At 59.6% G+C, this 13,016-nt stretch carries 9 protein-coding genes; 7 read left to right on the top strand and 2 right to left on the bottom strand.

Going from position 1 to position 13,016, the window contains the following annotated elements; genetic code table 11:
- Position 1: 1 nt before the first annotated feature.
- Positions 2-538, bottom strand: a complete 537-nt coding sequence (rloA, locus tag KVG88_RS24335; protein ID WP_150701012.1) for a retropepsin-like aspartic peptidase RloA — start codon at positions 536-538, stop codon at positions 2-4.
- Between the two features lie 298 nt (positions 539-836).
- Between rloA and KVG88_RS24330 the strand changes: the two genes are divergently transcribed.
- The 6 genes from KVG88_RS24330 (at position 837) to prpD (ending at position 9,453) form a co-directional block, all read left to right on the top strand.
- Positions 837-1,556 (top strand): GntR family transcriptional regulator, encoded by a 720-nt coding sequence (locus KVG88_RS24330; protein WP_150701013.1) that lies wholly within the window; start codon positions 837-839, stop codon positions 1,554-1,556.
- Positions 1,553-2,443: a methylisocitrate lyase gene (gene prpB, locus KVG88_RS24325; protein ID WP_150701014.1), complete on the top strand. Its 891-nt coding sequence runs from the start codon at positions 1,553-1,555 to the stop codon at positions 2,441-2,443. The genes KVG88_RS24330 and prpB overlap by 4 nt, the downstream gene beginning before the upstream one ends.
- A gap of 162 nt (positions 2,444-2,605) precedes the next feature.
- Entirely contained in the window at positions 2,606-3,733 is a 1,128-nt protein-coding gene (prpC, locus tag KVG88_RS24320) for a bifunctional 2-methylcitrate synthase/citrate synthase (RefSeq protein ID WP_150701015.1), read from the top strand.
- Positions 3,734-3,928: 195 nt separating this feature from the next.
- Positions 3,929-6,523: a Fe/S-dependent 2-methylisocitrate dehydratase AcnD gene (gene acnD / locus KVG88_RS24315; RefSeq protein WP_217872964.1), complete on the top strand. Its 2,595-nt coding sequence runs from the start codon at positions 3,929-3,931 to the stop codon at positions 6,521-6,523.
- Between the two features lie 64 nt (positions 6,524-6,587).
- Entirely contained in the window at positions 6,588-7,778 is a 1,191-nt protein-coding gene (gene prpF / locus KVG88_RS24310) for a 2-methylaconitate cis-trans isomerase PrpF (protein WP_217872963.1), read from the top strand.
- 190 nt (positions 7,779-7,968) lie between these two features.
- Positions 7,969-9,453: a 2-methylcitrate dehydratase gene (gene prpD / locus KVG88_RS24305; protein ID WP_217872962.1), complete on the top strand. Its 1,485-nt coding sequence runs from the start codon at positions 7,969-7,971 to the stop codon at positions 9,451-9,453.
- A gap of 109 nt (positions 9,454-9,562) precedes the next feature.
- On the opposite strand, the gene ppsR is transcribed toward prpD, so the two are convergent.
- Positions 9,563-10,381, bottom strand: coding sequence for a posphoenolpyruvate synthetase regulatory kinase/phosphorylase PpsR (gene ppsR, locus KVG88_RS24300; RefSeq protein ID WP_075949118.1), 819 nt, complete (start codon positions 10,379-10,381; stop codon positions 9,563-9,565).
- Between the two features lie 174 nt (positions 10,382-10,555).
- On the opposite strand from ppsR, the gene ppsA reads away from it, so the two are divergent.
- The gene (gene ppsA, locus KVG88_RS24295; RefSeq protein ID WP_150701019.1) at positions 10,556-12,931 is read left to right on the top strand and encodes a phosphoenolpyruvate synthase; all 2,376 of its coding nucleotides are present in this window, start codon (positions 10,556-10,558) and stop codon (positions 12,929-12,931) included.
- The last annotated feature ends 85 nt before the right edge of the window (positions 12,932-13,016 follow it).

Here is a 13,016-nt window from a genome sequence, read left to right as displayed (position 1 = left end):
ATTACTCTGCGGTATGAGCGTCGGTAGCGCAGGCGGGTTTGCCGGCAGCGTATTTAAGACTGGGATCGACCAGCGCATCGAAGCGTTTAAGCGCTTCGGAGCCAATCAAGAGCGGGTATTGGAAGGCACTTCGGTCCGTAAGGTTCACTTCGATACTGCGTAAAGCCGAGCCCATGCAGATATCCAGCTCGATCACCGGACGGGCGGTGTACTTCTTGCCCTCTTCGGGATCGTAGTCGCCGGCCCGGCGCTTGATCTTGCTGACGCGGGCCAGTGGCCGTTCAATCGGGTGCGAATGGGCGGCATCGATGGCCAGGTAGAAACGTACCCAGGACTCGCCATTGCGCTTGAAACGCTTGATGTCGCGGGCACTCAGCGAGGCGGTTTTCGCCCCGGTGTCGAGTTTCGCGGCCACTTCCAGGTCGATTCCGCCCAGGGCTGCGTATTCATTGAGGCCGTAAACGGTCTTTTCCCCCGCCGCTGCAAACCCCGGCAGGCAAAGAAGATAAAGAAAGGTGGGAAAGGGCTTGAGTCTCATAAATCCTGGTGCGCAGCGGGCCGTACTTCGATTCAAGACCCTGGCATTGCTGCGCAAGCTCCTTCGTATGCCTATCAGGGTTTTATGACAGGCAGTGCAGATGTGACAACAAATGCGGGCGGCATTCTAGCACGGTGGTTTGTTGGCGCCACCGCTGGCGGGTGGCTATAACCCATAGGGTTGCTTTGTTATGGTGCGGCCGGTTATTAGACGATTGTCGACAATATCCATTTATCCTTTGACTATGCCCTGCGTATTCGCTAGTTTTTGCGGCATTGGCTTTCAAGGTGTCGACAATATGCTGGATCAACTCGATCCCCCGGTTTCTACGCAAGACGATTCGGAGACGCTTTCCGAGAACGTCTTCCGCCGCATTCAGGCGGCCATCGTCAAGGGCGATATCGCGCCGGGCAGCAAAATCTCCGAACCGGAGCTGGCCCGCACCTACGGCATCAGCCGCGGCCCGCTGCGTGAGGCCATCCACCGTCTGGAAGGCCAGCGCCTGCTGGTGCGCGTACCGCACGTCGGCGCACGGGTGGTTTCGCTCAATCACGCGGAGCTGGTCGAGCTCTACGAAATTCGCGAATCCCTGGAAGGCATGGCCTGCCGTCTGGCGGCCGAGCGCATGAGCGTCGAAGAAATTGACGAACTGCGTCGGGTGCTGGAAACCCATGAACGCGACGAGGCGTTTCAGGCTGGCCGTGGCTATTACCAGCAGGAAGGCGATTTCGACTTCCATTACCGAATCATCCAGGGCAGCGGCAACCGCACGCTGACCCAGATGCTCTGCGGCGAGCTCTATCAACTGGTGCGCATGTACCGCATCCAGTTTTCCACCACGCCTAATCGCCCGCATCAGGCGTTTGCCGAGCACCACCGAATTCTCGATGCCATCGCCGACCGTGACGGTGAACTGGCCGAGTTGTTGATGCGCCGTCACATCGGCGCCTCCAAACGCAACATCGCCCGTCATTACCAGGACGGCGCCAACCCGACAGCCAAACGAGGTGAGTCATGAGTTTCAACAAGAGCACTCCAGGCCAGCGTTTCCGCGATGCGGTCGCCAGCGAGCATCCATTGCAAGTGGTCGGCGCGATCAACGCCAACCACGCGCTGCTGGCCAAACGCGCCGGTTTCAAGGCGATCTACCTGTCGGGTGGCGGGGTGGCCGCGGGCTCTCTCGGCGTGCCGGACCTGGGCATCACCGGCCTGGATGACGTGCTGACCGACGTGCGTCGCATTACCGATGTCTGCGATTTGCCTTTGCTGGTCGATGTCGACACCGGTTTCGGTTCTTCGGCGTTCAACGTTGCTCGCACCGTCAAGTCGATGATCAAGTTCGGCGCGGCCGCGATTCACATCGAAGACCAGGTTGGCGCCAAGCGCTGCGGTCACCGTCCTAACAAAGAAATCGTGTCCCAGCAGGAAATGGTCGACCGCATCAAGGCTGCCGTTGATGCGCGTACCGATGACAGCTTCGTGATCATGGCCCGTACCGACGCCCTGGCGGTCGAAGGTCTGGAGTCTGCCCTGGATCGCGCCGCTGCGTGCATCGAGGCCGGTGCCGACATGGTGTTCCCGGAAGCCATTACCGAACTGGACATGTACAAGCTGTTCGCCAACCGCGTGAAAGCGCCGATCCTGGCCAACATCACCGAATTCGGCGCGACGCCGCTGTACACCACCGAGCAACTGGCTGCGGCCGACGTGTCGCTGGTGCTGTACCCGCTGTCGGCCTTCCGTGCCATGAACAAGGCCGCGGAAAACGTCTACACCGCGATCCGCCGCGACGGCACGCAACAGAACGTCATCGACACCATGCAGACTCGCATGGAGCTTTACGATCGCATCGACTATCACACCTTCGAGCAGAAGCTCGATGCGTTGTTTGCCGCTAAAAAATGAAGGTCAAAAGATCGCAGCCTTCGGCAGCTCCTGCATGAATCGCGCTCCCCTGTAGGAGCTGTCGAGTGCAACGAGGCTGCGATCTTTCGAGAACCACCCGAATAACCTGATGAAGCACAATTTGCCGATTCCCTAACAAATTCAAGAAAATTGGAGGCAGAAATGGCCGAAGCAAAAGTACTCAGTGGCGCCGGGCTCCGTGGCCAGGTCGCCGGGCAAACCGCACTGTCCACCGTGGGCCAGTCGGGTGCCGGTCTGACTTATCGTGGTTATGACGTTCGTGAACTGGCGGCTGACGCACAGTTCGAAGAAGTCGCTTACTTGCTGCTGTACGGTGAACTGCCGAGCAAAGCGCAACTCAATGCCTATATCACCAAGCTGAGCAAGCTGCGTGACCTGCCGCAGGCGCTGAAAGAAGTGCTGGAACGCATCCCCGCCGACGCCCACCCGATGGACGTGATGCGCACCGGCTGCTCGTTCCTGGGCAACCTTGAGCCGGAGAACAACTTCTCCGAGCAGCACGACAAGACCGACCGTCTGCTGGCTGCATTCCCGGCGATCATGACCTACTGGTATCGCTTCAGTCATGAAGGCAAGCGCATCGATTGCGTGAGCGACGAGCAGTCCATCGGCGGCCACTTTCTGCACCTGCTGCACGGCAAGAAGCCGAGCGAGTTGCACGTCAAAGTGATGAACGTTTCGCTGATTCTGTACGCAGAGCACGAGTTCAACGCATCGACTTTCACCGCCCGCGTTTGCGCCTCGACCCTGTCCGATCTGTATTCCTGCATCACCGCGGCCATCGGTTCGCTGCGCGGCCCGTTGCACGGCGGCGCCAACGAAGCGGCGATGGAAATGATCGAGCGCTTCTCGTCGCCGGAAGACGCGATCAAAGGCACCTTGGGCATGCTGGAGCGCAAGGACAAGATCATGGGCTTCGGCCACGCGATCTATAAGGACAACGATCCTCGCAATGAAGTGATCAAGGGCTGGTCGAAAAAACTCGCTGACGAAGTGGGCGACACGGTGTTGTTCCCGGTTTCCGAAGCCATCGACAAGACCATGTGGGAGCAGAAGAAACTGTTCCCGAACGCCGACTTCTACCATGCCTCGGCGTACCACTTCATGGGCATTCCGACCAAGTTGTTCACACCGATTTTCGTCTGCTCGCGCCTGACCGGCTGGGCCGCCCACGTGTACGAACAACGCGCCAACAACCGCATCATCCGTCCAAGCGCCGAATACACCGGCGTCGAACAGCGCAAGTTCGTGCCAATCGAACAACGCTGAATGGTGGGAATGCCTGCACAGCTCACTGAATGAACCGGTGACCCTGTAGGAGCTGCCGCAGGCTGCGATCTTTTGATATTGCTTTTTGAAGATCAAAAGATCGCAGCCTGCGGCAGCTCCTACAGGCGATCGAAGTCAGCTCAGGAACTGTGCCAGGCCCACCTTTTGAAACTACCGTGACCCGAGTCCTGACCGATGAACACTGAATTCCGCAAATCGCTGCCCGGCAGCCAACTGGATTACTTCGACGTCCGTGCGGCAGTCGAGGCCATTGAGCCTGGCGCCTACGACACCCTGCCGTACACCTCTCGCGTACTGGCGGAAAACCTTGTGCGTCGCTGCGACCCGGCCACGCTCACCGAATCCCTGAAGCAATTCATCGAGCGCAAACGCGACCTCGATTTCCCGTGGTTCCCGGCCCGCGTGGTGTGCCACGACATCCTCGGCCAGACCGCACTGGTCGACCTCGCTGGCCTGCGTGATGCCATCGCCCTGCAAGGCGGTGACCCGGCGCAAGTGAATCCGGTGGTGCCGACGCAACTGATCGTCGACCACTCCCTGGCCGTCGAGCGCGGTGGCTTCGATCCGGAAGCGTTCGAGAAGAACCGCGCCATTGAAGACCGTCGTAACGAAGACCGTTTCCACTTCATCAACTGGACCAAGAAGGCGTTCAAGAACGTCGACGTGATTCCGCCGGGCAACGGCATCATGCACCAGATCAACCTGGAGAAAATGTCTCCGGTGATCCAGGTGCGTGACGGCGTGGCTTTCCCGGATACCTGCGTCGGCACCGACAGCCACACCCCGCACGTCGATGCGCTGGGCGTGATCGCCATCGGTGTCGGTGGTCTTGAAGCCGAGAGCGTAATGCTCGGTCGTGCCTCGTGGATGCGCCTGCCAGAGAGCGTTGGCGTCGAGCTGACCGGCAAGCTGCAACCGGGCATCACCGCCACCGACATGGTGCTGGCGCTGACCGAGTTCCTGCGCAAGCAAAAAGTGGTTGGCGCATGGCTGGAATTTTTCGGCGAAGGCGCATCGGCGCTGACCCTCGGCGACCGCGCGACCATCTCCAACATGGCCCCGGAATATGGCGCCACCGCGGCGATGTTCTACATCGATCAGCAGACCATCGACTACCTCAAGCTGACCGGCCGTGAAGACGAGCAAGTGCAACTGGTCGAGAACTACGCCAAGGCCACAGGCCTGTGGGCCGACAGCCTGAAGGGCGCGCAATACGAGCGCGGCCTGACCTTCGACTTGTCCTCGGTGGTGCGCAACATGGCCGGCCCGAGCAACCCGCACGCCCGTGTCGCGGTGTCGGATCTGGCCGCCAAAGGCATCTCTGGCCAGTGGGACGATGTGCCGGGCCAAATGCCGGACGGCGCGGTAATCATTGCCGCCATCACCAGCTGCACCAACACCAGCAACCCGCGCAACGTGATCGCCGCCGGCCTGCTGGCGCGCAACGCCAACAAGCTCGGCCTGACACGCAAGCCATGGGTCAAATCGTCCCTGGCGCCGGGTTCGAAAACCGTCGCGCTGTATCTCGACGAAGCCGGCCTGACCAAAGAACTGGATCAGCTTGGTTTCGGCGTCGTGGCCTTCGCCTGCACCACCTGCAACGGCATGTCCGGGGCACTGGACCCGGTGATCCAGCAAGAGATCATCGATCGCGACCTGTACGCCACTGCGGTACTGTCCGGCAACCGTAACTTCGACGGCCGGATTCACCCGTACGCCAAGCAAGCGTTCCTCGCGTCGCCGCCTCTGGTGGTCGCTTACGCCATCGCCGGCACCATCCGATTCGACATCGAAAAAGACGTGCTGGGCGTGGTCGACGGCAAGGAAATTCGCCTGAAAGATATCTGGCCGAGCGACGAAGAAATTGACGCCGTGGTGAAAGCCTCGGTGAAACCTGAGCAGTTCCGTCAGGTGTACATCCCGATGTTCGCCATCCACGAAGACACCGGCCCGAAAGTCACGCCGCTGTACGACTGGCGTGAAATGAGCACCTACATCCGCCGTCCGCCGTACTGGGAAGGCGCACTGGCCGGCGCGCGTCCGCTCAAGGGCATGCGCCCGCTGGCGGTGCTGCCGGACAACATCACCACCGATCACTTGTCGCCATCCAACGCGATCATGCTCGACAGCGCCGCTGGCGAATACCTGGCGAAAATGGGTTTGCCGGAAGAGGACTTCAACTCTTACGCGACGCATCGTGGTGACCACCTGACCGCGCAGCGCGCGACCTTCGCTAACCCGAAACTGTTCAACGAAATGGTCCAGGAAAACGGCAAGGTCAAGCAGGGTTCGCTGGCCCGTGTCGAGCCGGAAGGCAAAGTGATGCGCATGTGGGAAGCCATCGAAACCTACATGGACCGCAAGCAGCCGCTGATCATCATCGCCGGTGCCGACTACGGTCAGGGTTCGTCCCGCGACTGGGCCGCAAAAGGCGTGCGTCTGGCCGGTGTCGAAGCGATTGCCGCCGAAGGTTTCGAGCGCATTCACCGCACCAACCTGGTGGGCATGGGCGTGTTGCCGCTGGAGTTCAAACCAGGCACTAACCGTCACACTCTGGCGATCGATGGCAGCGAAACCTACGACGTCATCGGCGAGCGCACTCCGCGTGCCGAGCTGACGCTGGTGATCCATCGCAAGAACGGTGAGCGCGTCGATGTGCCGGTGACTTGCCGCCTCGACACCGCTGAAGAAGTGTCGATCTACGAGGCCGGCGGCGTGTTGCAACGCTTCGCCCAGGACTTCCTCGAAGAGTCGGCGGTTGCCGTTTAATACAGCTGTGCAAACACGGGACTTTAAGTCCCGTGTCTGTTTTCAAGGTTAGGAGTAAGCGCACATGGCTCACGCAGCTCAGATCAAGATTCCAGCAACTTACATGCGCGGCGGCACCAGCAAAGGCGTATTTTTCAGCCTCAAGGATTTGCCTGAAGCGGCCCAGGTTCCAGGCTCGGCCCGCGATGCATTGCTGTTGCGCGTGATCGGTAGCCCCGACCCGTACGACAAGCAAATCGACGGCATGGGTGGCGCGACGTCCAGCACCAGTAAAACCGTGATCCTGTCGAAAAGCACCAAGGCTGATCACGACGTTGATTACCTGTTCGGCCAGGTCTCTATCGACAAGCCTTTCGTGGACTGGAGCGGCAACTGCGGCAACCTGACCGCGGCAGTCGGCTCGTTCGCGGTCAGCAACGGCCTGGTCGACGCCAGCCGCATCCCGCACAACGGCGTCGCCGTGGTTCGCGTATGGCAGGCCAACATCGGCAAGACCATCATCGCCCACGTGCCGATCACCAACGGTGAGGTGCAGGAAACCGGCGATTTTGAACTCGACGGCGTGACCTTTCCGGCCGCCGAAGTACAAGTTGAATTCCTCGATCCGGCAGCGGACGAAGAGGGCGGTGGCGGTTCGATGTTCCCCACCGGCAACCTCGTCGATGACCTCGAAGTACCCGGCGTCGGCACCTTCAAGGCGACCCTGATCAACGCCGGCATCCCGACGATTTTCGTCAACGCCGAAGACATCGGCTACAAGGGCACCGAGCTGCAAGGCGCGATCAACGGCGATCCGAAAGCGCTGCTGATGTTCGAAACCATCCGAGCTTATGGCGCGCTGCGCATGGGCCTGATTTCCAACGTCGACGAAGCCGCCAAGCGCCAGCACACGCCGAAAGTGGCCTTCGTGGCCAAACCGGCGGATTACGTTTCGTCCAGCGGCAAAGCCATTGCGGCAGGCGATGTCGACCTGCTGGTACGTGCACTGTCGATGGGCAAGCTGCACCACGCGATGATGGGCACGGCGGCCGTCGCCATCGGCACGGCGGCGGCGATCACCGGCACGCTGGTTAACCTCGCCGCTGGTGGTACCGAACGCAACGCGGTGCGCTTCGGGCATCCGTCCGGCACCTTGCGCGTCGGCGCCGAAGCCAGTCAGGTCAACGGTGAATGGACCGTGAACAAAGCCATCATGAGCCGCAGTGCGCGGGTGTTGATGGAAGGCTTCGTTCGCGTTCCGGGTGACTCTTTCTAAGCAACAAAAACCCTGTAGGAGCTGCCGAAGGCTGCGATCTTTTGATCTTGATTCTAAAAAACAAAGTCAAAAGATCGCAGCCTGCGGCAGCTCCTACAAGTGATCTGATTTCAACACAAGAAAGCAGTGATACACCGAGATTCCTGAACCGAGGTTCCATCAACGACCCACTTCATAGAGTGAATCGAACATGAGTGCCAACGTCGACCTGAACAACCGCCCCGACTACGACAAGGTCCTGCAGGACATTGCCGATTACGTCCTCAACTTCAGGATCGAGTCAGCAGAGGCGCTGGATACCGCGCGCAACTGCCTGATCGATACCTTGGGTTGCGGTCTGCTGGCCCTGCGTTTTCCCGAGTGCACCAAGCATCTGGGGCCCATGGTCGAAGGCACCGTCGTGCCGTTCGGTGCCCGGGTGCCGGGGACCAGTTACCGACTCGATCCGGTGAAGGCAGCGTGGGACATTGGCTGCATCGTGCGCTGGCTCGACTACAACGACACCTGGCTTGCGGCGGAGTGGGGGCATCCGTCGGATAACCTCGGTGGCATTCTTGCGGTGGCTGACCATTTTTCACAAAAGCGTCTGGCCAATGGCGAAGCACCGCTGACTGTTCGTATAGTTCTTGAAGCGATGATCATGGCCCATGAGATTCAAGGCGTGATCGCCCTGGAAAACTCGTTCAACCGTGTCGGCCTCGATCACGTCATTCTGGTGAAAGTGGCCTCGACCGCAGTCACCGCCAAACTGATGGGGGCCAATCGCGAGCAGTTGTTGTCAGCGTTGTCCCACGCGTTTGCCGACGGACAGGCGTTGCGCACGTATCGGCATGCGCCGAATGCTGGTTCGCGCAAGTCGTGGGCGGCGGGAGATGCGTCCAGTCGTGGCGTGCGTTTTGCGGACATGGCGATGCGCGGCGAGATGGGCATTCCCGGCGTGTTGAGCGCTAAGCAATGGGGTTTTTACGACGTGTTGTTCAGCCACACCAACAATGACCTGGCGCTCAAGCCTGAGGACAAACGGGCTTTCAGTTTTTCGCGGCCGTACGGCAGTTATGTGATGGAAAACGTGTTGTTCAAGATCAGTTTTCCGGCCGAGTTCCATGCGCAAACGGCCTGCGAGGCGGCGGTGACCTTGCACCCGCAGGTGCGCAATCGCCTGCATGAAATCGACAGGATCGTCATCACCACGCACGAGTCGGCGATCCGCATCATTTCCAAGGTCGGTCCGCTGGCCAATGCCGCTGATCGCGATCACTGCATCCAGTACATGACGGCCGTGCCGTTGGCCTTCGGTAATCTGGTGGCCGAGTACTACGAAGATGATTTCCACAAGGCGCATCCGATCATCGATGTGCTGCGCGACAAGATGGTGATTGTTGAGGAACCGCGTTTCACCCGTGAGTATCTGGAGGCCGATAAACGCTCGATTGCCAACGCGGTACAGGTATTTTTCAAGGATGGGTCAAGCACCGAAAACGTGGTGGTGGAATACCCGATTGGCCATCGTCGGCGTCGGGTCGAAGGCATTCCGTTGCTGGAGGATAAATTCAGGGCGAACTTGCTGACACGTTTCACCGGGCAGCGCAGCGAGGAGATTTTTGCGTTGTGCAAGGATCAGCAGAAGCTTGAGGCGACACCAGTGAACCGGTTTGTGGATTTATTCGTGATTTAGACAGACCTCCGTAGGAGCTGCCGCAGGCTGCGATCTTTTGATTTTAAAAGACAAGATCAAAAGATCGCAGCCTGCGGCAGCTCCTACATAAGCAGAAGCGTGGCTTCAATTATTTGAAACGCCGCTCCACACCTTTCTCCACGAGAATCTTCGCGGAGATTTCTTCCACCGAGAAATGCGTGGAGTTGATGTGTGGGATGTTTTCGCGACGGAACAGGTTTTCCACTTCGCGCACTTCGAACTCGCACTGGGCGTAGCTCGAATAGCGGCTGTTGGGCTTGCGTTCGTTGCGGATCGCGGTGAGGCGGTCGGGGTCGATGGTCAGGCCGAACAGTTTGTGTTGATGGGCGCGTAGCGCATTGGGCAGTTGCAGGCGCTCCATGTCGTCTTCGGTCAGCGGGTAGTTGGCCGCGCGGATCCCGAACTGCATCGCCATGTACAGGCACGTCGGCGTCTTACCACATCGCGACACGCCCACTAGTATCAGGTCGGCCTTGTCGTAATAGTGCGTGCGGGCGCCATCGTCGTTATCGAGGGCGAAGTTAACCGCCTCGATACGCTCCATGTAGTTGGAGCTGGTGCCGATGGAGTGGGATTTGCCCACGGTATAGGAAGAATGCTCGGTCAGTTCCTGCTCAAGCGGTGCCAGGAACGTCGAGAAAATGTCGATCATGAAACCATTCGAGGTAGCGAGAATCTCACGAATGTCCTGATTGACGATGGTGTCGAAGATAATCGGACGAAAGCCGTCGGTTTCGGCGGCTTTGTTGATTTGTTGTACCATGGCTCGCGCTTTGTCCACGTTGTCGATGTACGGCCGCGTGACTTTGCTGAAGGTAATGTTTTCGAACTGCGCCAGGAGGCTTTGGCCGAGGGTTTCGGCGGTAATGCCCGTGCCATCGGAGATAAAGAAAGCAGATCGTTTCATTTGCACCTTGGGCCTTAAGCTAGTAACGAATCTTGGATATGATAGGCGCGATTTGCCGGCCGCCATTGGCCCGCATTCTCACTTATTTTCCAGGTCCAGGCCATATAGCCGGCAAATGCCCAATTAAGCAGCCGGTTTCTGAGCTTTTCCAACACAGTTAGTGGAGAGATCACCTTGGTAGAGTACGTAGTTTCCCTCGACAAGCTCGGCAAACACGACGTTGAGCACGTGGGGGGCAAGAACGCATCCCTGGGCGAGATGATCAGCAACCTTGCAGGTGCCGGTGTATCGGTGCCAGGTGGCTTCGCCACGACCGCTCAGGCGTATCGTGATTTCCTGGAACTGAGCGGCCTGAATCAGCAGATTCACGACGCCCTTGATGCCCTCGACGTCGACGACGTGAATGCCCTGGCCAAGACCGGTGCCCAGATCCGTCAATGGATCATGGAAGCCGAGTTTCCGGAAAAACTGAACGCTGAAATCCGTACCGCGTTCGCCGCGCTGTCCGCCGGCAACCCTGACGTGGCCGTGGCCGTGCGTTCTTCCGCTACCGCCGAAGACTTGCCGGACGCCTCCTTCGCCGGCCAGCAGGAAACCTTCCTGAACATCCGTGGTGTCGAAAACGTCATTCGCGCCGCCAAAGAGGTGTTCGCTTCTCTGTTCAACGACCGTGCGATTTCCTACCGCGTGCACCAGGGCTTCGACCACAAACTGGTCGCCCTGTCGGCTGGCGTGCAGCGCATGGTCCGCTCCGAAACCGGCACCGCCGGCGTGATGTTCACTCTCGATACCGAATCGGGCTTCCGTGACGTGGTGTTCATCACCGGCGCCTATGGCCTGGGTGAAACCGTCGTACAAGGTGCGGTGAACCCGGATGAGTTCTACGTCCATAAAGGCACGCTGGATGCAGGTCGCCCGGCGATCCTGCGCCGCAACCTGGGCAGCAAAGCCATCAAGATGATCTACGGCGACGAGGCCAAGGCCGGTCGTTCGGTCAAGACCGTCGACGTCGACAAGGCTGACCGCGCACGTTTCTGCCTGACCGACGCTGAAGTCAGCGAGCTGGCCAAGCAGGCGATGATCATCGAGAAGCACTACCAGTGCCCGATGGACATCGAGTGGGCCAAGGACGGTGACGACGGCAAGCTGTACATCGTGCAGGCCCGTCCGGAAACCGTGAAGAGCCGCACCCAGGCCAACGTCATGGAACGTTACCTGTTGAAAGAAACCGGCACCGTGCTGGTTGAAGGGCGTGCCATTGGCCAGCGCATTGGCGCCGGCAAGGTCCGCATCATCAAGGACGTGTCCGAGATGGACAAGGTCCAGCCAGGCGACGTACTGGTCTCCGACATGACTGACCCGGACTGGGAACCGGTCATGAAGCGCGCCAGCGCCATCGTCACCAACCGTGGCGGTCGTACTTGCCACGCGGCGATCATCGCCCGTGAGCTCGGTATCCCGGCGGTAGTAGGTTGCGGCAACGCCACCCAGCTGTTGAAAGACGGCCAGGGCGTGACCGTTTCCTGCGCTGAAGGCGACACCGGTTTCATCTTCGAAGGCGAACTGGGTTTCGACATCAAGAAGAACTCCGTGGACGCCATGCCGGATCTGCCGTTCAAGATCATGATGAACGTCGGCAACCCGGACCGCGCCTTCGACTTCGCGCAGCTGCCGAACGCCGGTGTGGGCCTGGCCCGTCTGGAATTCATCATCAACCGCATGATCGGCGTGCACCCTAAGGCACTGCTGAACTACGACGGCCTGCCGCTGGACATCAAGGAAAGCGTCGACAAGCGTATCGCCGGTTACGACGATCCGGTCGGTTTCTACGTCGAGAAACTGGTTGAAGGCATCAGCACCCTGGCCGCTGCGTTCTGGCCGAAAAAGGTCATCGTGCGCCTGTCGGACTTCAAGTCCAACGAATACGCCAACCTGATCGGCGGCAAGTTGTACGAGCCGGAAGAAGAGAACCCGATGCTGGGCTTCCGCGGCGCTTCGCGTTACATCAGCGAATCGTTCCGTGACTGCTTCGAACTCGAGTGCCGCGCCCTCAAGCGTGTGCGCAACGAGATGGGCCTGACCAACGTCGAAATCATGGTGCCGTTTGTCCGTACCCTGGGCGAAGCGAGCCAGGTAGTCGACCTGCTGGCCGAAAACGGCCTGGCCCGTGGCCAGAACGGCCTGCGCGTGATCATGATGTGCGAATTGCCGTCCAACGCCATTCTGGCGGAAGAGTTCCTGGAGTTCTTCGACGGTTTCTCCATCGGTTCCAACGACCTGACCCAGCTGACCCTGGGCCTGGACCGTGATTCCGGGATCATCGCCCACCTGTTCGACGAGCGTAACCCGGCGGTCAAGAAGCTGCTGGCCAACGCCATTGCCGCCTGTAACAAGGCCGGCAAGTACATCGGCATCTGCGGTCAGGGTCCTTCGGACCACCCGGACCTGGCCAAATGGCTGATGGAGCAGGGCATTGAAAGCGTTTCGTTGAACCCGGACTCCGTACTGGAAACCTGGTTCTTCCTGGCGGAAGGTCAAGCTTCGGCCTGATCCGGTGTGAAAGGGCCGCTTCTGCAAGGGGCGGCCTTTTTGAGGTTCAAGCAGGGCGGGCTCCATCTGGATGCCGCCCTTTTTT

The organism is Pseudomonas azerbaijanoccidentalis (assembly GCF_019145495.1).
Classification (GTDB): Bacteria; Pseudomonadota; Gammaproteobacteria; order Pseudomonadales; family Pseudomonadaceae; genus Aquipseudomonas; species Aquipseudomonas azerbaijanoccidentalis.
This window is presented reverse-complemented; position numbering and strand designations above follow the sequence as displayed.